The 25,599-nt window shown below is 58.0% G+C and carries 15 protein-coding genes and 11 pseudogenes; 14 read left to right on the top strand and 12 right to left on the bottom strand.

Annotated features, from left to right (window positions below; genetic code table 11):
• Nucleotides 1-67: 67 nt before the first annotated feature.
• Both GGI60_RS29285 and GGI60_RS29290 read right to left on the bottom strand, forming a co-directional pair.
• A pseudogene (locus tag GGI60_RS29285) lies at nt 68-277 on the bottom strand (IS630 family transposase); the annotation flags it as partial.
• Nucleotides 278-532: 255 nt separating this feature from the next.
• A complete protein-coding gene (locus GGI60_RS29290) occupies nt 533-1,843 on the bottom strand; it encodes an acetyl-CoA carboxylase biotin carboxylase subunit family protein (RefSeq protein ID WP_183919880.1) in 1,311 nt (436 codons plus the stop codon).
• A gap of 1,284 nt (nt 1,844-3,127) precedes the next feature.
• Here GGI60_RS29290 and GGI60_RS29295 point away from each other — a divergent pair.
• Nucleotides 3,128-3,328, top strand: a pseudogene (locus GGI60_RS29295) (transposase); the annotation flags it as partial.
• Nucleotides 3,329-3,480: 152 nt separating this feature from the next.
• On the opposite strand, the pseudogene GGI60_RS29300 reads toward GGI60_RS29295, so the two are convergent.
• Nucleotides 3,481-3,735: pseudogene (locus GGI60_RS29300) on the bottom strand (IS110 family transposase); the annotation flags it as partial.
• Between the two features lie 663 nt (nt 3,736-4,398).
• On the opposite strand from GGI60_RS29300, the gene GGI60_RS29305 reads away from it, so the two are divergent.
• Nucleotides 4,399-5,280, top strand: a complete 882-nt coding sequence (locus tag GGI60_RS29305; protein ID WP_183919944.1) for a TauD/TfdA dioxygenase family protein — start codon at nt 4,399-4,401, stop codon at nt 5,278-5,280.
• Nucleotides 5,281-5,375: 95 nt separating this feature from the next.
• Nucleotides 5,376-6,617 carry an acetyl-CoA carboxylase biotin carboxylase subunit family protein gene (locus GGI60_RS29310; RefSeq protein WP_183919884.1) on the top strand — a complete coding sequence of 414 codons (1,242 nt, stop codon included), beginning with the start codon at nt 5,376-5,378 and terminating at the stop codon, nt 6,615-6,617.
• Nucleotides 6,618-6,743: 126 nt separating this feature from the next.
• On the opposite strand, the pseudogene GGI60_RS29315 reads toward GGI60_RS29310, so the two are convergent.
• The 4 pseudogenes from GGI60_RS29315 to alr form a co-directional block, all read right to left on the bottom strand.
• Nucleotides 6,744-7,042 (bottom strand): annotated as a pseudogene (locus tag GGI60_RS29315) (DDE-type integrase/transposase/recombinase); the annotation flags it as partial.
• A pseudogene (locus GGI60_RS29320) lies at nt 7,033-7,483 on the bottom strand (transposase); the annotation flags it as partial. The pseudogenes GGI60_RS29320 and GGI60_RS29315, both read right to left, overlap by 10 nt.
• An 11-nt stretch (nt 7,484-7,494) precedes the next feature.
• Nucleotides 7,495-8,240, bottom strand: a pseudogene (locus tag GGI60_RS32290) (aldehyde dehydrogenase family protein); the annotation flags it as partial.
• A 114-nt stretch (nt 8,241-8,354) separates the two neighbouring features.
• Nucleotides 8,355-9,489: pseudogene (gene alr, locus GGI60_RS29340) on the bottom strand (alanine racemase).
• Nucleotides 9,490-9,615: 126 nt separating this feature from the next.
• On the opposite strand from alr, the pseudogene GGI60_RS29345 reads away from it, so the two are divergent.
• From GGI60_RS29345 to GGI60_RS29385, 9 genes and pseudogenes are all read left to right on the top strand, one after another.
• Nucleotides 9,616-9,786 (top strand): annotated as a pseudogene (locus tag GGI60_RS29345) (AsnC family transcriptional regulator); the annotation flags it as partial.
• A gap of 2 nt (nt 9,787-9,788) precedes the next feature.
• Nucleotides 9,789-10,112, top strand: a pseudogene (locus GGI60_RS32295) (IS21 family transposase); the annotation flags it as partial.
• Nucleotides 10,102-10,251 (top strand): annotated as a pseudogene (locus GGI60_RS29355) (ATP-binding protein); the annotation flags it as partial. The pseudogenes GGI60_RS32295 and GGI60_RS29355, both read left to right, overlap by 11 nt.
• 208 nt (nt 10,252-10,459) lie before the next feature.
• Nucleotides 10,460-14,266, top strand: a complete 3,807-nt coding sequence (locus GGI60_RS29360; RefSeq protein ID WP_246720522.1) for a PIN domain-containing protein — start codon at nt 10,460-10,462, stop codon at nt 14,264-14,266.
• A 183-nt stretch (nt 14,267-14,449) separates the two neighbouring features.
• Complete coding sequence (locus tag GGI60_RS29365; protein ID WP_210314607.1) at nt 14,450-14,644, top strand: hypothetical protein; 195 nt, start codon at nt 14,450-14,452, stop codon at nt 14,642-14,644.
• Complete coding sequence (locus GGI60_RS29370) at nt 14,634-17,525, top strand: Eco57I restriction-modification methylase domain-containing protein (protein ID WP_312862822.1); 2,892 nt, start codon at nt 14,634-14,636, stop codon at nt 17,523-17,525. Before GGI60_RS29365 ends, GGI60_RS29370 begins: the two co-directional genes overlap by 11 nt.
• A complete protein-coding gene (locus GGI60_RS29375) occupies nt 17,526-18,242 on the top strand; it encodes a hypothetical protein (protein ID WP_183919894.1) in 717 nt (238 codons plus the stop codon).
• 39 nt (nt 18,243-18,281) lie between these two features.
• Nucleotides 18,282-18,785 carry a hypothetical protein gene (locus tag GGI60_RS29380; protein ID WP_183934981.1) on the top strand — a complete coding sequence of 168 codons (504 nt, stop codon included), beginning with the start codon at nt 18,282-18,284 and terminating at the stop codon, nt 18,783-18,785.
• Nucleotides 18,786-18,798: 13 nt separating this feature from the next.
• Nucleotides 18,799-19,761, top strand: coding sequence for an RES family NAD+ phosphorylase (locus GGI60_RS29385; RefSeq protein ID WP_183919898.1), 963 nt, complete (start codon nt 18,799-18,801; stop codon nt 19,759-19,761).
• A gap of 66 nt (nt 19,762-19,827) precedes the next feature.
• On the opposite strand, the gene GGI60_RS29390 is transcribed toward GGI60_RS29385, so the two are convergent.
• The 4 genes from GGI60_RS29390 to GGI60_RS29405 all read right to left on the bottom strand — a co-directional run bounded on the left by GGI60_RS29390 (nt 19,828) and on the right by GGI60_RS29405 (nt 22,500).
• Nucleotides 19,828-20,091: a hypothetical protein gene (locus tag GGI60_RS29390; RefSeq protein ID WP_183919900.1), complete on the bottom strand. Its 264-nt coding sequence runs from the start codon at nt 20,089-20,091 to the stop codon at nt 19,828-19,830.
• Nucleotides 20,058-20,501: an AbiJ-NTD4 domain-containing protein gene (locus GGI60_RS32845; protein WP_183919948.1), complete on the bottom strand. Its 444-nt coding sequence runs from the start codon at nt 20,499-20,501 to the stop codon at nt 20,058-20,060. The genes GGI60_RS29390 and GGI60_RS32845 overlap by 34 nt, the downstream gene beginning before the upstream one ends.
• Before the next feature lie 168 nt (nt 20,502-20,669).
• Entirely contained in the window at nt 20,670-21,776 is a 1,107-nt protein-coding gene (locus GGI60_RS29400) for a nucleotidyl transferase AbiEii/AbiGii toxin family protein (RefSeq protein WP_183919902.1), read from the bottom strand.
• Complete coding sequence (locus GGI60_RS29405; protein ID WP_183919950.1) at nt 21,757-22,500, bottom strand: DUF6088 family protein; 744 nt, start codon at nt 22,498-22,500, stop codon at nt 21,757-21,759. The genes GGI60_RS29400 and GGI60_RS29405 overlap by 20 nt, the downstream gene beginning before the upstream one ends.
• A 288-nt stretch (nt 22,501-22,788) precedes the next feature.
• On the opposite strand from GGI60_RS29405, the gene GGI60_RS29410 reads away from it, so the two are divergent.
• Both GGI60_RS29410 and GGI60_RS29415 read left to right on the top strand, forming a co-directional pair.
• On the top strand, nt 22,789-23,706 hold the full coding sequence (locus GGI60_RS29410) for a hypothetical protein (protein ID WP_183919904.1): 918 nt from the start codon (nt 22,789-22,791) through the stop codon (nt 23,704-23,706).
• Nucleotides 23,696-24,184, top strand: coding sequence for a hypothetical protein (locus GGI60_RS29415; RefSeq protein WP_246720523.1), 489 nt, complete (start codon nt 23,696-23,698; stop codon nt 24,182-24,184). The genes GGI60_RS29410 and GGI60_RS29415 overlap by 11 nt, the downstream gene beginning before the upstream one ends.
• A gap of 258 nt (nt 24,185-24,442) precedes the next feature.
• Here GGI60_RS29415 and gltA read toward each other — a convergent pair.
• Nucleotides 24,443-25,266 (bottom strand): annotated as a pseudogene (gene gltA / locus GGI60_RS29420) (citrate synthase); the annotation flags it as partial.
• Between the last annotated feature and the right edge of the window lie 333 nt (nt 25,267-25,599).

Consider the following 25,599-nt stretch of genomic DNA (forward strand, 5'->3'; position numbering starts at 1 on the left):
CAATTGGCATCGCCCGCACGGCAGCCTACAATCCAAACCGCCCGTCAGTAGACTCGGCCTAATCAAGGACAACCTGTTGAGGCTCCACATCTAGAGCAGAGGGCCGTCTCCAACCCTGGGGCCGTGACGTCGGCTCGCCATCTCTGGCTCTTGCAATTCACCGGATCGCCGTGGAAACCCCAGCCCCGAACCGACCAGCGGTCTGGCGCGCAGACATACCGGCAGCAGACGCTTTCAATACACGTGATCGAAGATCATCGCTCAGTGCTCGTGCCATCATTAACCTCCCAACCGTGGAGAAGTTGAATCAGCTTTCGGTCGCCCTCGTCACATCACGTTTGATTCATCGTTCACAGGATCTGCTCTAGAGAGGACGAGCGGCATGTTCGGATGTCTTTAATTTCTAAGATCGCGCCGCCCCTAAGCCAAGCATTTGGGGGAATGACGGCCAGCGCGAGTGGGATAACAACAGATTTGCATGAACCAACACAACAACATCGCGGACCTCCGACCGTGTCGTCCTCGTTCTGCATTAATGTTGGGCGATGCTCTTCAATTGCATGGCGCCACCTGGTTGGTGTAAAGAGGTAGGGGGCCCCGCAGCCTCTTGCTGTTCCCCAAGGGAGGTAAATGGCGTGATCGACCACTCGATCAAATCCGCCGCACGCTGAAGTATCGCCTCAGCCTCGGCAGGGGTAGGTGAGACGACATTGATATGTCCGAGACAGTCTCGTCCATCGCCGTTCCTGATGATCGGCGCCTTGGGTTCAACATACAATTTGACCTGAGCGACACCGGGAAGGGCCGCCGCTTGACTGCCGCCATTGATCCAATCGAGTATGCCATCGCGATCAGGAAGTAGCGAACGCCATACTGCAATGTACGAGTGTTTTCTTCCTAAATCCCATTCGTCGCCGATGACACGCTTGATGTGCTCGGTCACGAGATCGACACCGTACGCCAACTTGACCGAAAGAGGAGTGATAGCAAGACGCGGGTTGACTTCTATTACGACTGGACCAAGCTTCGTCCACCGGAGTTCAATGTTCGCTGGCCCCCAGGTAAGCCCGAGAGCTCTCAAGCAGCCGCGGGAAACGTCGGCGATACGTTCATGCTCGTCATCAGTCAGCGGAGCCGGGAACATACCCTCACGAAACACGAAATGTGGTGGGCGGTCGAAGTCAGCGACCTCAATCCCAATGACCTCATTTCCCATTGTATGAGCTATATAATGTGGGCCTTGTGCGAATTCTTCGATCAGTATCCGCGGCGAAGACCGCCAAATGTGTTTCTTCCCTCCCAGCAGATAAGTCGCATGTTCGGCTACCTCGTTGAGATCGCGGCACAATCTGACGCCACTGCTGTTGATGCCTATGGCTGGTTTGAGAATGACCGGAAGACCGATCTCTGTGGCAGCACTTGCTACGTCCCTCGCATTTTCTGCCAAGCGAAAAGCGGGTATCGGAACGCCAGCCTTCGAGAGAAACTGACGTTGAACGAATTTGTCACAACATCGTTCAATTGATTCGGGGTCCGGTCCCGGTAGATCGAAATACCTGCAGAGCCTGGCGGCTGTCGCACAGACCGACTCGCTGGGGGTCGGGAAGCCACTAATGCCGGCAATGTCATACGTCCCTCCCAGCTGGGAACATTCGCGGATCAGCGCATCGAGACTGTCCGTATCGACACGTATTGCCTCCATCCCTTCCGCTGCAAGATAATCGTACCTGCCTGGATCTCTCGACAGAGTAATTGGATGAAGACCGAGGCGCTCGGCCGCTTGGACGTACAGCGGACCATTGCCCCTCGAACCTTCAACCAGTATGAGCGCGCTTCTTAGCATGACTGCAATCTCCTACGTTTGATACCACACGCCCTCGAAGTCAGGACCGTGAGTGGGTTGTTTTAAAGCATGGTCCTCATCAACAGATGATCGCATCATATCACCCGCCCGTACTTAACGAGTGCTGTGATCCCATGGTCGCCTCGACAAGTCACTGCTAAGTCGGATTCTCATGGCGTTCCCCGGTTTTATCAAGCAAGCACCGGCCGTGCCACTATCTAGGATGATAGTATCGCCCCTCCAAGTAAAATAAATGGATGCGCATCCGGCGAGGGACGCGGAATGAAGTAACGCACGCGGGCGGCGCTGGCGACAAGCGGGTTTAGATCGCCTGCTGAAAGCGGGGTATTCGGCCTGGCAAAGACTCTTCCACTACCAATCGAGCATTGCACGCAGACGCAAGACCGGAAAATTGGGTATGCGGGCAACGATGTCGGGGAGCCTCGCCTTTGGGTCCACGCCGTTGAGCCGGGCGACACGATGAGCGTGGGTACGACGGCGGCCCGGTCGGCGCCACGGAACTGGCAAAGAGTTTGCTTTTTCCGATTATGCCAAAAAATGTGCGTATTGCAGAGCGTTTTAGTTTGTTGCGGTCTTCGACCTTAGGGAGCGAATCGACGCGGATTGCGGCGGTAAGCTAAAAGCGTGTCGGGCTAAGCGCCGCGGGTGCGAATGGGGTTCTATGGTGTCCTTTCGAGGACAGGGCACCGCACGGCGGTGTTGACGCAGCGGTTGCGGGGCGCGGAAGACCAAGCAGCGCGGCTTTGGATTCGACAAGGGTGACGATTGACGCGTGACCCTGAGGCCTTTCGAAGCGATACAGAGGATTCGACCCCCCTCTCGATAGAGCCGCAGCCCCGCCAGCCGGAAGCAAGTCATGCATTGGCACTGGCAAGGGCGTTCGTGAAGCGGCATGGGGAGCCGGCCGGCCAAGTGCTCCCAGGCTTAACGAGCCTCCTCCGCACTCGTTGAAGCGGTTCGGCGAACACGAAGACGGAGGGGCGCGTGGTTTCACTGCACGACATCATCGAGGTGGGCTGGATGAAAACGGCCCTCCAGGCTGACCCACAAGGACGGCGCTAGCATCGACGGCATCACCGCGGAGGTCCATGAAGCGAACCTCGATGCCAATCTTGTGGACCTGCTCGATCGCATTAAGTCCGTCCGCTACCGCGAGCCGCGGTCCGATGGGCGTATATTCCCAGGGTGGACAGCTCGTAAAGGGTACGCATCCGAGGAGGGCCGCCTTGCTGAGAAGTGAGGCGAACTGGGTGTTCTGTCTATATGGACGTCAATATAGACAGTGTGAGAACCGTGGGTTTAACGATAGAGAAGCGGCCGCAAGTTAGCCGTATGGAGATTGTCGATAGCGGGCGGCGTCGCCGTTTCAGCAACGAGGCCAAACTTGCGATCGTGGCGGAGAGTTATTCCGCCCCGCGTCAGGTCACCGCAACGGCACGTCGCCATGGGATCACACGCTTTCAAAGCGGGATACGAGCTTGCTCGCCTGGCTCGATACGTCTAAAATAATGCGAAGGAATTATGGGTGGAGGCTCCTGCAATCAAGGCGATCTGCGCGTGTTCCTTCGCATTATCGTCACCTGATGATTAGTGAAGTAATGGTCAGGTGACCATTACTTTACGAACGGTTTCACGTATCCAGCAGCGATTAGTCGGACATCGTGCCCCAATGCCTTGATTTCCCGTGCCCAGTAATGGCTGCCGGCGCACGCCTCCATTGCAACTGTGCAGGTCGGCTGAGTCGCAAAAAAGCGAACGACCTGATCGCGCCGAAGCTTCTTTCGAAACAATACAGATCCAGGCGCATCTGCACCGTGCACCTGGAACACGTTCTTCGCCAGATCCAATCCGATTGTGTTAACTTCCAACATGGACGCCTCCGTTCAAATGATGATCGACACCCCCACTCTGCCACAGCGATGCCGTGAGGGGGCGTCCACCCCATCAACCTGAATGTAACTCCTTTCTTTCATGCGTGTGAAGTCGAATGCGTCTCAAAGCGCATTCGTCCGCGCCTTATGGGTTCAGCGGCAAGGCGATTTCTAAGCCGAGACGTCGCCCGATTTAGCTCGGGTGAGATCAACCCACCAGGAGAGGTAGGCGCGGTGGCAATGGAGATATGATAGCACTACCCATCCGCAAACAGGAGGCAAGATTGGGAAGTCAGCCATAGCGAGTGCGATCCAGTAAGAAACTCTGTGAGTATGCCACGAACGAAGGATATACACCATAGAATTTGGAGCTTGCAAGGACCGAGTTGGCGCACTTCTTCTGAGAAAAATCAGTCGCGATCATGGATCCCTGCGGCGGCTCAGGCAGTCGAAAACACTTGTCGTTCAGCCGGAGGAGTGTCACTGATCGGAGATCTTGGCTCCGTTATCTGGTTCCAGAGGGACATTCTGGTAGCCTCTCAAGAACTGTCGACACATGATAGCAGAATCGTAATATTGGCCGTTCGCTTTCAAAGCCATGAATGCTTTCTTGTCTCAGTTGAATAGCTTTGCATGGCGAAAGCAACTTTGGAGAATGCCACCATGAGAGAAATGGACTTGATCGATAATGTCGTTCCACCTACCGACGTCGTCAAATGCACAGCGCGCATCGGCGCTGAAATCACGAACATCAAGCTGTCGGCCGATTTGCCGGACGAGACCATCGCTGCGATAAACGCCTTGGTGCTTGAGCACAAAGTCATCTTCTTCCGCGACCAAGGCCATCTCGCCGACGACGAGCAACAGCGCTTTGCTCATCGTTTTGGGAAGCCTTCGCCCTATCCGGAGGGAACGACGCCGATCTTCGAGATTGATTCCGCGGGCAAAGATGTCCAGGCTGACATTTGGCACATCGATTGGTCTTGCATGGATGCTTATCCCAAAATTTCGGTGCTGCGAGGCGTTGTCATCCCATCAGTAGGCGGCGACACGGTGTGGTCAAACACGGCGGCCGCATATCTGGACTTGCCGCTGCCGCTGCAACGGCTTGCGGACGGCCTCTGGGCTGTTCACAGCTTCCCCGGAGCGCATAGAAAGACTTATGACGAGTATACCGGACAGAAGATTGAGACAGAACATCCTGTCGTACGGGTTCACCCCGAGACCGGCGAGCGCACCCTTGTTCTCGGCTCTTATGTAGCACGTTTTGTTGGTGTTTCGAAAGATGACGGCGAGAGGCTATTCGATCTGTTTGAGTCTCATATCATCGCGCAAGAAAACACGGTGCGGTGGAAGTGGAACGAGGGGGATGTTGCTATCTGGGACAACCGAGCCACAATGCATTGTGCGACCAAGGATTACGGCGACGAACGCCGCATCGTCCGTCGCGCGACCGTTCAGGGCGAGGTGCCCGTCAGTGTAGATGGCCGGCAAAGCATTGCGCGTTTCAAGTTTGTCGGGCGAAATCAGAAACTGACCCCCTAACGAAGCGTAGAAGTGCCCCCATGTCAACGAGGAGAGGCGGGTGACGACCAATATCTCAGCGCGCCCTGCACTACACCACGGAGGATTGGCAGCTGATGGCTAGAAGAGCGCTCATCTTGATTGAGGGCCATACGCGTATGGGCCTGCTATACGTCCAAGCGGCCCAACGTATCGGTCTTCTTCCGATTACCCTGTCGGCTGATCCAGCTCAGTACTACTATCTTGCGGCGGAAGGACTTGAGGCGATCCTCGTCGATACAGACGATGTCGATGCGCTGATTCGCGAATGTTCCCAGTTGCGTGTGACCTGTGACATTGCCGGCATTACGGGATTTTCGCGCGCTGACGAGTCAGCCTATGCGATGGCTGGAAAGCTCTGCCGGCATTTCGATCTCCCTGGACCAAACCCCGGGTCGATTGAACGATGCAGCGACAAGTTCGCCCAACGGCAGCTCCTCGCAGAGGCCGGCGTTCCGATACCTGCTTATCGTCTCGCGGAGAATGCGGCAGACGCAGAACGCTCTGCCGGGGAGATTGGTTTGCCGGTGGTTGTGAAGCCAGCCGAAGGCAGCGGCAGCAGCGGTGTCCGATTGTGCCGCAATGTCGACGAGCTAGCCGAACACACGCGCTATCTGTTGGGCGGGAATTATGTATGGCGGTCTTCGCCGAGGATACTGATCGAGGAATTCGCCCAGGGGCCCCTCTACATCGCTCAGATAATGGGAAGTGAGGTCATAGCGATTGGCGCGGCTCTATACGGCCCTCCACCGCATTTTGTCTGTCGTCAGTTGAACTACCCGGCCCCGCTGACTGATGACGAGCACAAACGCATCGCCGATGTTTCGCTGAATTGTTTGCAAGCTCTTGGCCTTACCTGGGGGCCAACGAACATTGAATTCCGGTGGACAAAGCTTGGCCCTGTGGTCATTGAAGTCAATCCCCGTCTTGCTGGAACGCCCGATCCTCAACTGGTTCAGCTGGCTTACGGTGTCGATCTCATCACCGAACACATTAAGCTTGTCATCGGCGACGACTGGAACTTGAGCAGAAGGTATTCGCGAACTGCGGCCGCGGAAAGCCTGGTCCCTGATCGAGATGGTATTCTCGACTGGATAGATGGCGACACTCAGGCGGCTGCCATACCAGGTGTCGCTGAGATCAAATTGTATGTCCACCCCAAGACGCCGATAGTCAGGAAAGGCGATTACTTAGACAAGATCGGGCATGTCATTGCCGCGTCAGCCAGCGCTGACCAGACTGCGGCGATACTTCAGCGAGCAGTCGATTCAATTATTTGGTCGATCACACCATTTCCGACCCTTGATAATCAGGACTAATCAGTGCCGCCCACCAGTACAAGAGGTGGTTCAGTTTGTCTGAACAGTTCCGGGCGTTTCGCTAAGTGGACTTCCGCCTCGATTATGCTGCCACCATCATCGGCACCAGCGCGTTGAAGCAAGCCTGATTGCCGTGAAGTCCATCGAGGTGAACTGCGAGCCCTGGTTGGCATTGAATATGCCGGGCTTGCCAAAACGGGCCAGCGCTTCCTCGACTGCTTCGATGCAGAAGGCTGCTTCCATCGTGATCGACAGCCGCCACGACAGAACCCTCCGGCTGAACCAGTCAACGACGGCGCAGAGATAGACAAAACCGCGAGCCATCGGAACGTACGTTATGTCCTTACCCAGACCTGGTTGGGCCGGGTGACCGCCAGCTTTCGCAGGAGGTAGGGATAGATTTTGTGACCTGGCGCTCCCGCCGACCATCGTTGCTGACGCCGACTGCGATGATGACGGCGACTGAAACAACACGTCCACCGCGCCGAACTTTGAGGTAGGTCGCATCCACCCAGACGTACGGCCACTCGCCTTCAATCGGCCTGTCGAGGAACGCCTTCACCTTGACGTCGATCTCTTCGCATAGACGGCTCACCTGGCTCTTGGAGATCCCGCTCATACCCATGACCTTGACCAGATCATCGACCGATCGGGTCGATACCCTGGATGTAGGCTTCCTGGATAACCGCCGTCAGAGCCTTCTCGGCCATGCGACGGGGTTCGAGAAAGCTCGGGAAGTAGCTGCCCTTGCGGAGCTTGGGAATGCGAAGCTCGACCGTTCCGGCTCGGGTCTCCAAATCCCGATCACGGTAACCGTTGCGATGAGCAAGCCGCATCGGGTTCTTCTCGCCAAACTCAGCACCCGTGGCTGAGCCGAGGGCGCGTTGCCGCCGAGCTCAAAACTGACCCGCTTGCTCTGGTCGGAGCATTGGCGCATCAGCAGCCGGCCGACCTCCGTCGATCCAGTGAAGCTGATCTTGCGAACTTTCGGATTGGAGCAAAGCTCCTTGCCGACGGCATCCCCGTCCGAATCAGATTGAGCACACCTTCCGGAAAACCGGCCATCCGTGCAAGCGCGAACATAGCGCCTGGACAAGCGGGGTTTGCTCTGCGGGCTTCAGAACGACCGTGCAGCCGGCTGCCAGCGCCAGCGCAATCTTGCGCGCGACCATCGAGGCCGGAAAATTCCAGGGCGTGATGGCGCCGACGACGCCAACCGGCTGCTTGATCACCAGCAGTCGTCTTCCGGTGGACGGCGCCGGGATCGTCTCGCCGTAGATGCGGTTCGCCTCTTCCGCATACCATTTGACATAAGCCGCAGCATGGGAAATCTCCGACGTCGCCTCGGCAAGCGGCTTGCTCATTTCGCAGGTCAGAATAGCGGCAGATCATCGATGTGATCGACAATCAGCTGGTGCCATCGCCATAGGATGTCGGAGCGCTCGCGCGCAGTCAGATCCGCCCAACGCTCTCTTGTGGCATCAGCCCGGTCGATTGCGAGCGCCACACCCGAGGCCTGCATGTCCGGCAATTCTGCCAGCAATTCACCGGTAGAGGGATTGTGAACCGGAAAGCGTCTGGGGGTATCGAGGCGCCCGCGGCGGCTGCAAGATCGCCGAACATTTTGGTGTTCTTGATATGCATTTTCAGCGCCTGCGTAAGCGTCACCTCATGGCCGCCCTTGGCTAGCTGGTAGGCGGATGTGACACCGACGATGCCGGGCCGCCGAGGGTTCTCTTAACGATAGTGCCGGTAATAGCGGTGGCCGAGGCCGGTCAGGATCTCGTAGGAGATCGTACCTGCGTCGCGTGCAATGTCCTCGAGCGACTGATGCGGACCGATGACCTCGACGAGATTTCCCAGGCTCAATGCGTCCTCCGGCAGGGCGGACACGTCGATCGTGATGCTGTCCATGGAGACACGCCCCACGATCGGCAGGCGGATGCCTCGATAATAGACGGCGCCGCGTCCGCTCAAGGCGCGCGGGAGGCCATCGGCGTAGCCGGCAGCAATCGTCGCAAGTCGTGTCACGCCTTCGGTCACATGAACGCCGCTGTAGCCGACCTTTGTGCGCGCCGGCAAAGTGCGTGTCTGCACAACCGCCACCTCGAGACTGACGACTTGCTCCATAGGGTTGGGCTCCCCGCTCGTCGGCGCCCCGCCATAAAGCGCGATCCCTGGTCTGGCCAGGATGCCATGGTAAGCATCGCCCAGAACACGCCGCCGGAGTTGGCAAAGGAGATGTCGAAGCCAGAGAACTCGTCGGCGATGCGCCCAATCTCCGCCAGCTGTTCAGTGATTTGGGTCGCATCGCGTTCGTCGGCGGAGGCCAGATGGCTCATGATGAACAGGACTTCGACGTTGCCATGCTCATCCAGAGCCTTGGCGAGTGCAGGGCGCTCTTCCGGTGGAAAGCCGAGGCGTGACATGCCGGTATCGAATTGCACGACTGCGGGAAGGGTGCGTTTAAGCGAGCGCGCGGTCGCAGACCACCGGCGATATTTGCTCCAGAGAATTGAGAACGGGGATGATGCCCATCTCGGTGCTTGCGAGCTCGGTTCCGGGCTGCAAACCGTTCAGCGCGAAGACTTGCGCATCGGGCGCGAGCACCAAGCCGGAGCTCCTGCGCTTCAATGAACTGGGCAACGAAGAAATGGCGGCAGCCCCGTTCGTAAAGCGCCCGCGAGACGCGCTCCGCACCAAGGCCATAAGCATCCGCTTTGACAACCGCGGCCGCGCTGCACGGCGTGATCATCGAGGCGAGCTTCTCGTAGTTGCGGCAAAGTGCTGCGATATCGATCGCCAGATATCCCGTCGCCCCGATCCCGGCGACGCCGGCACTTGCATGTTTTGCCGATAGAAGGTCGTCCATCTTCCGCTCCCTAGACTGAGCGAAAGATATGAAATAATCAGCGAAAGAGCCTGCGAAATTTGCGCTCAAAATGAGCGAAAATCAGTATAGAGTCGCACAATGTGCTGCGGTTTAAAAGATTCTGCCATGACCTCTCTTGATAACATCGACCGGAACATTTTGAGGCTGCTGCGCGTCGATGCGCGCATGAGCAATGCGAAGCTTGCGACCGAGAAAAATGCCGGGGTGATCCGCGGCTACCCGGCACTCGTTGACACGGCAAGTTCAGACGCAACGATCGCCGTCATCATCAACATCTGGAATTGCCGTTGGCCTTCCGGCAACTGCAGGACCAGATGCTCCGCCGCGCCGGCGGGGACCGTGAGATGGCCGATATCCTTGCTCTTGTCCTCCATCAAGACGAACAAGTTGTTGTCAGGGCCGTGGAATTGGCCCTGGATGCAGGCGTGGCGACCAAGACGCACGTCTTGAACCTGCTGCATCGGCTGATTGACGGCAAGACGACCGCCGGTCCTGACATCGATACGCCACAGGCGCTGACCTTGCTGCGGGAACCCAAGGCCAATGTAGAACGGTACGATGGCTTGCGTGTCCGGATCGTGGGAGGTCGCCATGCGTCATGATCCCGCCAGCGCCGCCGTCGTTATCATGCTGCGTAGTCTGAAGATGGATGGCATGGCACAAGCCGTCACAGACCTGATCGAGCAAGGGGCTCCGGCCTTCGATGCGGCCGTTCCCATCTTGTCTCAGTTGCTGAAATCGTGTTTGTGCACAAGCAAAAACAACCCGCATGATGTAAATGGGCTGTATCTTCTGGCAAATAATGCATTCTATCCGCCTACCGCCTTCAAGATTCTAACGGCCGGCTAGCTTTCGTTTCTTGAAAGGCAGTGACCGCGCCACAATGGTTACAACATCCGAGATCCAGCATACGCGGTTGAAGGGCGAACTCGTATTTCAGGAGTTCTGCTTGAAGCTCGTTCGCCATTACTGGCAGGACGACTATGCTGAAGCCTTCGGAAGAAGCGGTCAGAACCAGCGTGGCGTGGACATTGTCGGTCGCGACAGCCGCAACAACTACCCGCATGCGGGGATGCAGTGCAAGGCATCGGAAACAGACGATCCTCGTCAGCTAACCGCCACAGAGCTGGCTGCTGAAGTCGAGAAAGCGAAAAAATACCGGCCTAAGCTCGATATTTTGATCGTCGCCTACGCTGGTGATCGCGACGCCGCCCTACAGCAAAAAGCCCAGGAACTTACGGCGGAGAATGCCCGAGATGGATTGTTTCGCGTGATTGTCTGGTCATGGCCAGAAATCGTAACGCGCGCGCAAAACTATCCAGACCTTGCGCAAGAGTTGCTTGTCCATAACCAGATTCCCGCCACCACTCCCGTTTTGAACCCGGCCCGCCCCATTACTGATCCCATGGCGAAGTTCCAGGCCGAGATCACGACGGCTTTCGAAGCCTATCGGATCGCATCAACAGAAGTGGCGACCAACAGCGAGACGACGGTCCTTGACGCCAAGCTCGACGTGTATCGCGAGCAGATCCGCAGCGGGAGCGGGCCGCATATCGTGGACAGCCTTCGCGCGCTCATTCCCGAGGTCACCATCGAGACGCCTGGGCGCGTAAAAATGAGAGTTTATGGAAACCTTGGTGCTGCCTTGGCGCAGGCAGGCGATTTCGATGGCGCGGAAGACGCCTTCGCTCAAGCGGGTGAAAGCGATCCCGACACCGCGCAAGGGCTTTCCTATAAAGCACGGGCGGCAATGCTTCGTGGGCGGCAAGTGGAAGCCTTCAAGCTCGCCGAGCGCGCCGTCGAGATTGATGCGACCTGCCTTCCGGCGGTAAATATTTTTCTCGAGAGCGCGCCGCGCTCCCTGTCGACGGCGGACCTCGAACAAAAAGCCGCCGCGGTGGCGGCTGAGGTTGACGTCGCAAGCTCATTGCAGCGGCGGTATTTCAGCTTGGAGGGCGATCACGAAGCTTCATTGCGTGTCGCGCGGGCAATCGCGATGCAAGATTGGAGAAAGGACGCGGTCGTTGGTCAGGCAATCCTGGTGCGCTTCGAACACAACAAAGAGGTCCGTGTGGGAGCGCCGCTCGCGCCCACCGATCAATTTCTGCTCGAAGAGGCCAAAACAAGGCTTACCCGAGCATGGGAGCAGGTAAAGACGAGGCCTGACCGGCATAATTGGGCGTTTGTCGCCGCGAATCTCAGCGCCGCCCTTCGGCTCGTCGGGAATGATGACGAGGCGGATATCTTCGCCATGGATGTTCATGCTTTGGAGCCCGACGATCTGGCTCTGGCACAGCGGTGTATTTTCGCCCATATGCATCGGGAAGATGTGGCGGCGGCATTTCGGCTGGCGACAGCCCTGGCTGAACGCAGCGACGCCGATGCGGAGGTGTGGTTCCTCGCAGCGTCGGTCGCCGCTACCTATCGGAAGTTTGAAGACTCCGAGAGATGGGCTCAGAAGGCATTCTCCGATCCGAGTGGCGCGGAGAGCACAAAAGCCGGCGCGGCGACACTCATTATCCTCACCATTTCGCGCTCTAAAACGCCTCATGAAGCTCTCGCCGTCGCGGAGAGCATCAGGTCTGCCTTCGCGACGAATATAGGCTTCGAGGCCCAGGTCGCTGAGATTGCGCGCAGGGCAGGCAACGAGCAGGCGCTGTCGCACGCCCTCGCGCAGCTTCGCGCCTTCGAACGCGAGCGGCTCGATGCGACAGAGCGTTTCGAGTTGGCCGATGCCTTCGCCGACGAGGGTGACTGGGGCGTTGCTGCCGAGCTTCTGGACGGTCTCTATCAGGTTGACCGGCCATCTGAACCGCTCCGTCGCCGTCTCTTCTATCTATACCGTGCGGACGAACGCGCCGCTGCGCGAGAACTATTCCGTTCGCTCGGCCCCCGGGTACTTGCACGACCGGAAGTGCTTCGACTGGGCGCCGCTATCTACGAGCGATCCGGTCTCGTCGAGGAGGCGCTGGCTGTACTCGACAAGGCGGTCGCAGTCGATCAAACGGACCTTCGCTCGCGGCTCGATTGGGTCAGGATGGCTATCCGGGCTGACCGGGAGAAGCGCGTCGCCGACTGGGCAAGAAAAGCGAAGGCGTCCTTTGATGGGAGCGCCGACGAACTGATGGAGCTGGCGCAAATTCTCAACCGGTACAATCGTCGCAGAGACGCTATCGCGGTCGGATACGGCGCGCTAGCTGCACATTGGGGAAGCAGCGAGCGACTCCACATGGGATATCTCTCTCTCTTCTTGCTGCAATTCAAGAAGGATAGGTTTCTTGAGATAAAGACCGTCCGGGAGGACGCAGTCGTTTACCTGGAGGACGAGCAGGGTGAGAAGGCGGCATATCTTATCGGGGCAGGTCCGATGCCAGGAGTAGAAATCCTGGCGGCCGATCATGACTTCGCTAAGAGCCTGATTGGCGAAAAGGTCGGTACGTTCGTTGAACTGTCCAACATCGCTCAGCCTGTCCGGTGGGAGATCGTCGCCATCGTTCACAAGTTCGTTGATCTGTTTCGCCGAGCACTCAACGCGCATTCGCGTCTCTTCCCCACGAGCCGGGCGATGGGCCGTTTTACCCTCGATCTGGAAAGCAAGGAGCCGTTCCAGCCGATTTTTGAGCAGGCTCGCGAACGGTCTCGGCTCGTGTCTGATGCCGTCAAGATCTACCAGGAAAATCCGATCCCGGTCGACACTATCGCCAAGGCCCTAGGGTCTGATGCAATCGATACCTCACGCGGTCTGCGTTTTCAGTCCGACGTCTGGTTCGACAGCTGTCTTGGCGACCACTTCGAACGCCAGCTCGCTTTCGAAAGCCTCGAAGGGCGCTCGACGGTTCTCGTCGACGCCCTCACCATCGCTCTTTGGCAGGAAATCGGCTTTCTCGAAATTGCAGGGCGGATGCCCCTTAGAGTACAGGTCGTTCAGGCAACGATCGACGAGTTTGCTCAACGTACAGACAACGCCCGACAAGCCCTTAGCCAAGAAGGTGGCGCACTCGAGGCTCGCGACGGCGGCGTCATCATGATCAAATCAACGGAGGAACAACGTGAAGCGCTCCTCCAGGCAAACGATGCCCTGCTTGTGTGGGTTCGCGCCCACACGGACCTCATCCCGACAGCCCCGCTTTCTAACACGAGGGACAAGATCGAAGATCTTTTGTCGGCTTCGACGATCGACACGATAGCGACTGCTTTGGAGGCAGGGTCAACGATCATCGCCGAGGACCGGCGTGTCAGGATGATAGCGGCCGCTCTTGGCGTAACGTCATCCTCCTGGACCCAGCCGCTCCTGATGAAGCTCAGGGAAGAGGGAGCCCTTTCTGGCAAAGATTACGTCAGTCTTCTCGTCAAACTTCGGCGCCAGCGGATTGGTTTTGTTTCCTCGGGGTCTGACGAGCTCATTCTTGCAACGACGATGGATGACGATACTTACAATACACTCGCGGAAGCAATTACAGATGCCCGCGTGGATCCCAATTCGCTCGTGCCTGTCGCTTCCGAGCTGGCATGCCAATTCTGGACCCGGCCACAGTTCGTCGATAAGCGGGAACGCTATTTCAGCCAAATTTTCAATGGCGTTCTTCGCCGGCCCGATGGCATGTCATTGTTCATCAAAATAGCAAAGATGACTTATGAAGCCCTTCAAGAGGCGGGCCTTGTCGGTTTCTGGCTTGCAAGGCTTTGGAACTATTACGTTGACAATTTCTTGCGTGGCCATTTCATTCGAACGCTCGTGATTCCGCGCTCACGATAAAGCAAATTCGACGAACGCATCACAACGGGACACGCGAGGCCGCGAGCGTATGGCGCATGGATATGCGTGCCGCTCGGCTCCATGCGGCGGCCTTGACGGTCTCGTCTTTCTGTGTTGACAGATTGCTGGCTTTCCCGACATCTGTTATTCCTGATTCACGGAAACAGGCGGATGCTTTGCGAGATGGCGCAGTCTAAAAACGATAGCTCTGCGGATCAGGACAGGGCAAAAGGCGCTGTGAAACTCGAAACCCTGAATTTCAAGGTTCCTGTCGAATTTAAGAAGGAGTTCAAGGGCTACGCGGTCGCTCAAGGCGTGACCATGCTGGAACTTCTCCGCGAAGGGTTCGAGCTCAGCAAAGCCAAACGTGAGCCATGAGCGCGACCAACCGGGTGCCAAAATGGTGATCTCTCCTGTCCGAGATGGAACGGCGTGGGTGGCGCAGCTGGGTTCAAACGAGGCCCAGATCGAAGGACTTGTCATTGTCGAACATTACAAAGCTGCAGGTCGCCCGCCCGAAGAGGTGGTGATCATGGAAAAAGCCGCGGCCTACGGCGCACACGCGGTCTTTTTCGAAGCAGGGCGACAGGGCCAACACGGCTCGCCCCAGGCCTTCGTCTTCGTATCGGAGGGATCGGCGGACGACCCCGCATTCGCCGAGCTTCACAAGAGGCTTTGGAGCTGGGGTGGTGTTCCCCTGCTTTATCGACGGATCCCCGGCCTCGTGCAGCTTTTTCGATGCGCACATAATCCCGACTTTGCGTCCTCGAACGGCGAGGTTGTCTGCAAGCCGATCAGGACGCTTGCGATCGCTGCGCGTATCAGCGCTCAAGAGGCATGGTGGGATGCCGAGCGCATCCGAAATAACACGCTTTGGGACGATCCCGAGGCCTGCAAATTGCTACTGTCCTCATCAAAATCAGCACACCGTCGGCTCGTTGACGCAGTCGGCGAGCTGCATGGCCGACTGAAGAAAAGCAAGCTGCTGAACGCTCAACTCCGGCGACGCTTGCTCATTCTCGCTCTTCTCGTCGCCTATCTCGAGGAGCGTGGGGCACTCCCTGAGGCGTTCTTCGGGCAATTCCAGGAAGGTGCACGCCGCTTCTTCCACATCCTGGCGGACGGACCGGCGCTAGTGCGCTTGCTGGGCGCTCTCGAGGAGCGGTTTAACGGTCACGTGTTCACGCTCGATGACGAGGATCGTCAGGCACTTGAAAGCAGCACCGAATTGGGCGGCTTCAGCAAACTCGTGGAGGCACGCGAAGAGACCGGTGGTCAGTTCAATCTCTGGGCGCTCTATTCGTTCAAAGACCTTCCCGTTGAAGTCATCAGCCACATCTACCAATTGTTCGTCACCGATACCGATAGTTCCGTCTATACACCGCCGGCCCTCGTCAGATTGATGCTGGATGAAGCATTGAGCTGGAAGCGATTGGACCGCCTGGTTGATCAGGGCGAGTTTATTCTCGATCCCGCCTGCGGCTCCGGCGTCTTTCTCGTCGAGGCATACAAACGGCTGGTTTTGCATTGGCGCACGCGAAACGGTTGGGCCAAGCCATCCGTTGAGATCCTGCGGTCTCTAACCGAGCGCCTGCGCGGCGTCGACCTCGAAAGGGGCGCAATCGAGCTTGCTGCCTTCAGTCTCTGCCTTGCCCTGTGCGACGCGCTCGAGCCGGAGGATATCCGCGCCAGTGTCCGCCTCTTCCCCAAACTGAAGGATGAGACGCTCATTGAAGGCTGCTTCTTCGAGACGAAGGAGAAGCACAGCATCGAAGGCCCCGTCGGCGTCGTTGTTGGCAACCCCCCGTTCGAGTCGTCTCTGAAGACCGAGGGCGCGCGCAGAAGCTACCTCCGCTATATCGAGACGCATGGACCCCTGGCTGACAAACAGGTCGCCTATCTGTTTTTGCACGAGGCCATGGAATTGCTCTCCCCTGGCGGCGTGCTCTGCATGCTCCAGCAATACAATCTGATCTACAACGCGAGTGCCGATCCGGTGCGCGCGGCATTCTTCGCACGCTGGGACGTCAGAGAGATCCTCGACTTTGTGTCGATCCGCGGTCTGTTCAGCAAGGGCGGTGCCGACACGAAAATCGTCGCCGTCGTCGCCGAGGCAGCACAAGCCCCAGCTGACCGGAAAATCCTGCATGCCGTCTTTCGCCGAGCCGGTCGCGCCGACGCCGAGCAGGGCTTCGACATCGACTATTACGACATGCACTGGATACCCCAAAGTGTCGTCCTGACGGAGACGCGGCCCGACCTGTGGCGAGCAAACCTGCTTGGCGGATCACGGGTGTTCGGGCTCATGAAACGCCTGAGGCAGTTTCGGACCCTCGGAGAGTACGCGCAAGAGCGGGGATGGCTTGTGCGAGAAGGGTTCGTCGAGGGCAAGAAAGGCGTCTCTTTGGATGCGAGCCACGTCATCGGAAAGCCCTGGCTTCCATCCGAGGCACTCACGCTCAGCGGCATCGATAGGGATCAAATCTCGATCGTTCCCGACAAGCCGATAGAGCGGCCGCGCTCGCGCGAGCTGTTCAGTCCGCCGTTCCTTCTGATCCGCGAACATATGGATCTGCCGCATGCGGTCTGGTCGGATGGGTACCTGGCGTTTAAAAACCAGATCGTCGGGTTTGCTCAGGCGCCCTTGGACGAACTCAAGGCGGTCGACCAGTGGCTTGGGGCGCAGTCGGTCGCGTTGCGAGCCTTTGTTGCCGGCGTCAGCACGAAGCTTTTCACACAGAAGGCAACCAATGTCGCGGGGGCAGATGTGCTGGCGTTGCCATACCCTGAAAATGGCGACCTTGATCTCAGCGAAAACGAGCATGTCGTGGCGCGCGATGTTGTTCACCACTATCGCGACTTCATCCGCAGAGGCAGTGAATCGGCCCCTCTGCGTGACGAGGTGGGATCAGAGCTCACAACGTTCACCAAGCTCTTCACGCACCAGATCAACGCGATCTATGACGACAATCCCCTTCTGGCCCTGCCGCCGAAGGCCTGGCCAGGCATCGTATGCCAGCCGTTTGCGTTTGGCGGTGGAGAGGTCGACTGGCAGGGTGAGGACGATCTTCGCGGAAAGCTCGACACGCTTTTGCGCCAACAGAAGGGATCTTCCCTATCGGTCACGCGTATTGCTCGAATTTACGATCGCCGTTTCATCTTTCTCCTCAAACCAAACCGCCTGCGCTATTGGCTCCCCTCGGTCGCGCTGCGCGACAGCGATGACGTCGCCGCCGACCTCCGTATGCAGGGGTTTTGAATGCTGGCTGACGATGACGCAGGCCAGGTTCAAACTGGTGGGCTTTCCCCAGGTCTTCACAAGCCGAAAGCCTGGCTGATTCAGTTGATCGAATTCGTCTGCGAGCAGCTCCCCGCCTGGAGGGACCGGCCGACCCGGCCACAAGCCGATGGCGAGACGGTACTCACATCTCAACTTTGCGCGCATCTCAACAGCGTCGCCAGAAAAAGCGCCGGTTGGGATATTCTGCAGTTCCGTGTCGAGGAGCCGGACGAGGTCAACCGCGGCCGTCGCGTCGATCTTGCCGCGGCGCCTGCCGGTGAGGTGATTTGGGTGGGAGGGCGACGATATGAAGATTTCGATCCGCTTCTTCCGATTGAATGCAAGCGACTTCCGACGCCCGCCGGCAGGGACCGCGACAAGCGCGAATATCTGCGTGTCGCGGCGGGTTCGACAGGCGGCGTCCAGCGGTTCAAGTCCGGTCATCATGGCGCCATCCACGACCGCGCGATCTTGATCGCCTATGTCCAAACGAACGATATCACCCACTGGGTCAAGAAGATCGACCGGTGGATCAGGGCCTTCTCACGCGCCAGTATTGCCGGCTGGAGCCTGCAAGACCGGCTCGATTTGTCGCGCCATGATCGCGTTCACAGGGCAGCAGTCCTGAGCTCAACGCACGCTCGTGAGCGCGGGCTGGGCGACATCTGCGTTCATCACCTATGGGTCGAAATTTAAAGCACGTGGTTCGCGCCCCCCGCGGAGGTGACCGATTACGTGGCGAAAAAGCCTTGGAGCCCTTATCTCATGCATCCTGACGATGAAGAAAGCACCGAAACCAAGAGGGTCTGCTTTCAGTGCATTGGCAATGACTACTTGAGCAAACGGGTCCAACGGGAAGGGGTCGTCGCCTCCTGTTCCTATTGCGCGGGCGTTGACGAGCCGACCTTCACGATATCCGAGATGGCCGACTGCGTCGCCATCGCCTTCGAGCAGCATTACGAACGCACACCCGATCAACCGAACTCCATGCAGACCGCCATGCAGGCAGACCGGGAATCGACCTATAGCTGGGACCGAGAAGGTGAGCCGGTCGATGATGTGATCGCCTATGCTGCGTCGATAGGACAGGATATCGCCATGGATATTCGGGAGGTCCTCGCAGAGCGGTTCGGCGACTGGGACTCGATGATGTTCGACGACGAGACCGAGTTTGCCGCAGACAGTTTTCTACGAGCGCAAGTCCGTTGGCAGCGGCCGATGGACCCGCGAATGGGATGAATTCGAAAGGTCCTTGAAAACGGAGGCACGCTTCTTCAGCCGCTCAGCAATGCTTCACCTCTCGGAGCTTTTTGACGGCCTGGACACGTTGAAGGTGAGGGGCGACAAAACCGTTCTGCTCGATGCCGGTCCGGGGTCTGCCATCTCGAGCCTTTTTCGTGCCCGCTCGTTTCCACGATACCGGGACATTCACGACGCCCTGGGCCGGCCGGACATCCACCTTGGTCCTCCGCCGGCCTCGGTCGCGCGTGCGGGGCGGATGAATGCGCACGGTATCGCGGTCTTCTACGGAGCGACTGATCCGCTTGTTGCGCTCGCAGAGGTCCGCCCTCCTGTCGGGTGCAGCGTCGCCGTTGCCCGCTTCAACGTGATCCGACCCGTCACCCTCCTCGATCTTACGGCGCTGCGGGACGCAATGACTTTAGGCGATATTTTCGACCCGTCATTCCTCGACCGGCTGCAGCGCGCCGATTTCCTGAGGCAAATAAGCGAGAGGATCACGGTGCCGGTCATGCCTGATGACGAGCATCTTGGATATCTCGTGACCCAAGCAATCGCGGATTTTCTTGCGACACTCGAAAATCCGGAAATTGACGGGATCTTGTTTCCCTCCGTCCAGTCCAAGGGTGATGCCCACAACGTCGTGCTGTTTCACAAGGCCTCTCGTGTCAGACCAATGGATTTGCCCCGCGGAACGGCGATCGAAGTCAGCGACGGCTACGCCACCGAAGATGGCTGGGAGAGCGACTATTCGATCTACGAACGCGTGCCCCGAACACCCCCGGAGCCGCCTGCTCACGCCACCAGGCCGTGGTTCCAACAAGCCTACGATCCCACTGACCCCGACCGACGCGATTTTACCCTTGAAGTCGATCCGCAATCGGTGGAAATCCATACAGTTGGAGCGGTCCAATACCAGACCGACAGGAACAGCGTCCGTCGCCACCGTTTCACCGATACTGAAGCCGCGTCCTAATCCGCGCACATGTACAGGGAAAGCTCCGGTCTCCCCGCGAATTGATCATTGGTTGAAATAACTCCGTCATGTCCGGCGGTCATGAATTTCGGTTTCTCGCTGGATCAGAAATACGCTGACAGCACACGCGATGCTCACGACAAGCTCGGCTTCAGCGGCGCTGGGCTCTGTCCCTTCCCGAATGTGACGCCCGTTCTCGGACGCATAACCCCAGAGCTTTTCGAGCGCGGTATCCAGCGGACGAGGAACATTGAGCCTTGGGATCAACCGGCCAAGAGTAAGGTTCGGTTCGCCGGTCAGATCACGGGCAGCGCACTCGACTGCAGCCATTGCATGTTGAATCGCCCCAGTACGATCGGGGGCCGGCCGCCTTGAGATGTCCTTGAGCGCCTCGCGTATCTCGGCTGCGGCCGTTTCCCGATCCGTTTCCTGAAAGACAACGACGGCTTTTCCGTGGCATTGGTGAAGTTCGCATCGCCACGAAAAACAATCCCCAAGGGGCTCTTCAGCTCCCAGCCGATGCCCTTTTCTCGGAAAAGGCGATTGAGCTCCGCCTCGAACAGTTCCTGTTCGACGTCCCGATACTCAAGGCTGCGCCAGATGGTCTCCGCGATGTCGTAGACCTTGTACCATTCACAGGCATCGAGGAGGCCAAGGACTTCGTCCCAAATGTTTGGGTACTCGGACCAGTTGTTCGGGTCGGGCGCCTCAAACAGGACACCACAAACGATACTCCTGATCGATGTGGGGGAAAGGCCGGCCTTTTGGCAATTTCGGCGAGCGCATACCGCAGCGCAGGGGGCGCGTCTTCCCGCACCGTGATCGCGGCGTCTCCAGTTCCAAAGCCATGTCTATCAGAGAAATAGCGGCTCACTCGTCACCCCCATATCGTCGGGCCTCAACGCGGCCTACGCCCGCTTTGCGACCGTCGCATTCAGATATCGCTCAAGAGCGTCTATACTAGCTAGGACCTCGGCAAACGATGGCGGCGTGCCGAAGATCATGGCCGACATACGCTCGTAGTCGGCGGCAAGTTTGCCTCGCATGGCCTCGGTCGGTACAAGTCGGTAGCTGCCGGGTACCGCTCGGTCGTAGCGGTGATCCGGCGCGCGAAACATCAGTTCCTTATGCTGACGACATGCTTCGGCGAGATCCCGCATCGATGCCGTGGCCTCGCCATAGTCGGGGTGCGTCCAGATCTGGTGGACGTCGTAATAATGACGTGAGTACCGATTGAGATCAGGCACGGGGCGTTCCGGATTGCCGTCCGCCTGCCGCTTCTCCGTCATCTCAGTCATCGCATGGAGGATGAGCACCTTCTCCCAGAAGGTTCGCTCGGGCTTGACCGTCGTAACGCCGCGCACGAGGAGATCAATGGTCGATGGCAGCTCCGTCGCGACATAGGGACTGATATCCCGTGGCTCGGCCGGGACGGGATCGGGGCGAGCGCCGCCCTCGATCCTGACGGCCGCTTGGACATAGTCATCGCCGGCCGCGAACACGCTCTGGTAGGAGACGACGAGGATGTCGAGCGCCTCCCGGTTTCGGTAAGGATCGAAGCCGAAGCCAACCGAAAAATGCCTGCTGATATCGGCTGCTTTCTCGACGTCGGCGATCTCGTTTTTCAGCAGATCCAGAAGTGGGCCGGAGATGTACTGGCGTGCGGCATCATCCACGCGTTCGACTAGAGCCTTCTGCTGCTGGTTCACCGATGGAAGTGCCGCGATCTCGGCCTCCAGGGGTGCCTTCAGGTCCGCTTTATAAAGCCCGATATCGATGTCTTCAGAAAACCGCTTGATGAGACCATAGGCTTTGCTGAGGCTCGTGCCGCCCTTGAAGTAAAGCCCGATCGGGTCACCAGGCCGCCGGTTGAAGAGGAAGTCGAGGACCCAACAGACATAGAGGTCCTTTTCGACATTCTCGGCACGCGTTTTCAGCTCTGCTGCAACCGTTGAATACAGTGCGCGCCGATCGTCGGGGGTCGAGCGAAGAATCTCAGTGAATCCCTGCAGCATTATGTCCTTTCCCTCGCGAACCAGGGTGCTCGCGGGCGGTATCGTCATTAGGGCTAAGTCGCCGGGATATCGCGTCCACATATGGGTACATCCAAGCCGGAACGGTATTGATGTTCTCGCGCAAATCTCGTTCTATTTCGTCCCGATTGGGCCTTTCCGCCAAGAACCTCGCGGTGCCATTCACGGCGGCATCGAGAGCGGATGGGTCATCGCGAAACCAAGCTAAGGCCTGAATCACGCGCATGGCGGGCCGTCCGGCCCAAAATGCCGTCTTTGCCGAGATACGCTTGAAGTCCAATGTATAAAAGACCGGCCGGGAAGCTTGGGGATCACCGGCGTTCGCCTCGATTTCTATCGTTCGAGGATACGTATCGGCGTAGATCGTTGACCGTGCCGGAACAGCCGTCGTCAGGCCGAGATCATTGGCAGCCGTCATGCCGTCGACCAACACGCGAAGCTTGTCCCGCCTTGCTATGGCATCGATGAAAGAGGACCGTGGTGGAAACACCAGCTTTCCGGTCAATGTGCTGGTTCCGGGCTTGTCGTAGAGCCCGCGATATGGGCGGCGGATCTCGCCTCTGTTCGACAAACGCTGCAGTGCCTTCTCGACAGCGTTTGGCGTTGCGATATCCAGGAAATCCGCGCGCGACCATACGCCCGACGGCGCTGCCCGTGCGATCCGGTCAAGAATGCGATCTTGAGTGTCCGACGTAGGGTCTGGCATTTGCTCAATGACCTTTCTGACCGGAGAATATATACAAAAATTGGTCAGTAGCAAGCTGACCAAAAATTTTACGTAAAAATTGGTCAGCGAGCATTTCTCAGCGTGAGCAACGATCGTTATCTCTCCGGAAGCTCGCCCGATCTTTGATACGCCGCTGCACATGAGGGCTTTGTGCGATTGTCCACGAGACAGCTGTGGTTGAAGTCCTGCGCGTTGCGGGTTTCAGCTTCAACTTCGTTGAATTATGACGCGTTGACGCTAAGGTGACAGTATCGGGGGGCGTCAACAATGCTGAGTGCAGTGCAGGTCTGGAATCCAGACGATTGGGAGCTGTTTGCTCAAACACTACTTCATGGGCGGCACGGACCACTGCACGTGCAGAAGATTCCGGCTGCCCACCAGGGCGACTATGGCATCGACTACTATTGCACCAAGGATGCCGTTGCCTACCAATGCTATGCGGTTGAGGAACCGATCGATATTGCGGTCAGGGCGGAACGGCAAAAGAAGAAGATCACGACGGATCTCACCAAGCTAATCAAGAACCACGTCGAAATCGGCAAGCTGTTCCACGGGGCGCCCATTCGACACTGGGTGCTTATGGCGCCCCTTCATGACAGCAAGGACGTGAACCTTCATTGCGCTAAGAAAACGAAAGACCTGCGCGACACTGGTTTTTCAGCGTTCGACCCGACAGTCGAGGTGATCATTCAAGACCCCAGCAACTTCCCGACCGACGCAGTCGCACTGGGCATGTCGGCTCTCTCCAAAGTAACTCTCTCTATTCCTGCGCCCTCACAATCCGAACTCGCCACATGGGCGGCAGGTTCTTCCGATCTACTGGCGAATGCCGCCGGGAAGCTCAAAAAGCGGGCACCACCCGACAAGCTTGACGATGTCGTGGGCGAAGCGGTGAGGTCTTTCCTTCAGGGCAACGCGTTGCTCGACGCTCTCCGCTCTGGCTCGCCAGATCTTCACGAGAAAGTCATGTCTGCGGTGAGAAGCCGAGCGAGGCGATTGAAATTCGCTGGTCCGCAGCCCGGTGGATCAGCCGGGGAAATATTGCATGCGGAACTGGATGCCCTGATTGCGGCGATGCAGGCGGCGGCTCCGAGTCTGTCGACGGAGAACGCTGAGCAGATCGCGTACGGCTCAATATGTGAATGGATCATGCGGTGCCCGCTGGATTTTCCCAATGTCCAGTGAGTCTATCCTTCGGCACGCCATTCTCGGCGGGGCGTTCACCTATACGGCGCGTCCCGATCCTATGCCAGGTGACCTCCGCATGTCTTGGGGCATGGCTGTGCTGGTGCTGGCACTCTTCTACAGTCGGGCGAATAAGTCGAACTTCCAGAAGCTCCAGTTTATGGCTCACGCCGTCCGCTTGCCCGAGGGCAGAGAGGAAGTTCGTGGGCTTCTATCAGGTGAGTATAAGCCGACTGAGGTTTCTGTTCGAATAGAGCCGTCCCTCAACCGAGCCGTTGCGTTGGCACATGCTTTGAAGCTCGTGAAGATCGAAAAAGGCACGTCCGTCGCGTTGACAGACACCGGCGAGAAAATGGCTGCAGCCATCGTCAAGAGTGACGACACACTCAAAGAGGAAGTGTCGTTTCTGCGCGATGTAGCTCCGAAAATGACGGATGCGCTTATGAAAAGAGTCTGGCGCCTGGAGGACCTCCTATGACACTACGCTTCCAGCGGTTGCGACTTCGGGCGGTAACATCAGACGGCGTATACGGCGCGGATGTTACATTCTCTGCGGGCTTGACGGTCTTGTGGGCGGACAACACCAAAGGTAAGTCGACCTGCATGCAGGGGATGCTTTATGCCTTGGGCCTGGAGCGAATGCTGAGCCCGCGGCGGGAGATCCCGCTGCCGCATGCAATGACTGCCTATCTCAACACCAACGATGAAAAGCGCGTTGAGGTGTTGGAATCGAGTGCATGTTCAGAGCTGCTTCGTTGGCGCCACCATGCGCTGGCCCCCAGAGGCAGGGGATACCAGCAGCGATACAGGCGAACGGATTTGCGCCCGACGAGCAGGCGAGGCGAACCGTCGAAGTCGATGCGTTCTGCTCATGGTCGGCATGCAGGATGAAGATGCGGTCCATGGCGCGGGCCAGCACCGGATTGACGACGTATTCTTCACAAGGAACGGCAAAGCACATGCGCAGGAAGTTCGACGCGTAGTCGAGATCGTTCTGCGGGTAAACGAAGGGCTGCCCGATATGGTATTTGTAGGCCATGGCGGCAAGCGTCGGCATTTTGGCGATCATGCGCAGGCTGGCGACCATTCGCTGATGCGGATCGGTGATGTCGGTGGAGTCATGATAGAAGGCCGACAGAGCGCCGACGCAACCGCACATGACGGCCATGGGATGGGCGTCGCGGCGGAAGCCGGTGAAGAAGCGTGACATCTGTTCGTGCACCATGGTGTGGTGCGTGACGCGATAGTCGAAGTCCTTCTTCTGCGCGGCCGTGGGCAATTCACCGTAAAGAAGCAGGTAGCAGACTTCGAGGAAGTCGCCGTGTTCGGCGAGCTGCTCGATCAGATAGCCCCGGTCAGCAGGACGCCTTCGTCGCCGTCGATGTAGGTTATGCTCGATTCGCACGAGGCCGTTGACGTGAAGCCGGGGTCGTAGGTGAACATCCGCGTCTGCTTGTAGAGCGAACCGATATCGACGACATCAGGCCCGATCGTTCCCGATCGAAGCTGTAGTTCGGCGCTCTGACCGTCGACCGCGACAAGGGCGTTTTTTTCAAGCATGTTTCTCCCTAAAATCCGCAACAACCAAGCGAACCGTCGCCAGGACCCTAATCAGTGCTGGAAGGCAGGCGGTCGAGCATAGATCTACCGCCCGTCGTTATCTCGGCGCGGTCTACCCAAGACTTTGCCGTTTGAAGCTCTACGAAATACGCCCGAGCCGGTGGTACAGGTTCGAATACTTGACGGCCTCTGGCTTGTCCTTCAGCTCTTGCAGATAGTGAGCAATCGCGACCCGAATGAGCTCAAAATCCTGCTGCGAGAAAACCGCACGCGACCGCTCGGGCTGGATAGTTTTTTCTTCGATTTTTTTCGACAGTCTTTTTCCTCCGTCAG

The sequence above is a fragment of the Rhizobium lentis genome, from assembly GCF_014200175.1.
Classification (GTDB): domain Bacteria; phylum Pseudomonadota; class Alphaproteobacteria; order Rhizobiales; family Rhizobiaceae; genus Rhizobium; species Rhizobium mulingense.

Bases quoted from the DNA above. Each gene is read 5' to 3' on its own strand.
- GGI60_RS29290 (WP_183919880.1), bottom strand. From the start codon at position 1,843: ATGCTAAGAAGCGCGCTCATACTGGTTGAAGGTTCGAGGGGCAATGGT.
- GGI60_RS29305 (WP_183919944.1), top strand. From the start codon at position 4,399: ATGAGAGAAATGGACTTGATCGATAATGTCGTTCCACCTACCGACGTC.
- GGI60_RS29310 (WP_183919884.1), top strand. From the start codon at position 5,376: ATGGCTAGAAGAGCGCTCATCTTGATTGAGGGCCATACGCGTATGGGC.
- GGI60_RS29365 (WP_210314607.1), top strand. From the start codon at position 14,450: ATGGCGCAGTCTAAAAACGATAGCTCTGCGGATCAGGACAGGGCAAAA.
- GGI60_RS29375 (WP_183919894.1), top strand. From the start codon at position 17,526: ATGCTGGCTGACGATGACGCAGGCCAGGTTCAAACTGGTGGGCTTTCC.
- GGI60_RS29390 (WP_183919900.1), bottom strand. From the start codon at position 20,091: ATGGCTGCAGTCGAGTGCGCTGCCCGTGATCTGACCGGCGAACCGAAC.
- GGI60_RS29400 (WP_183919902.1), bottom strand. From the start codon at position 21,776: ATGCTGCAGGGATTCACTGAGATTCTTCGCTCGACCCCCGACGATCGG.
- GGI60_RS29405 (WP_183919950.1), bottom strand. From the start codon at position 22,500: ATGCCAGACCCTACGTCGGACACTCAAGATCGCATTCTTGACCGGATC.
- GGI60_RS29410 (WP_183919904.1), top strand. From the start codon at position 22,789: ATGCTGAGTGCAGTGCAGGTCTGGAATCCAGACGATTGGGAGCTGTTT.
- GGI60_RS29415 (WP_246720523.1), top strand. From the start codon at position 23,696: ATGTCCAGTGAGTCTATCCTTCGGCACGCCATTCTCGGCGGGGCGTTC.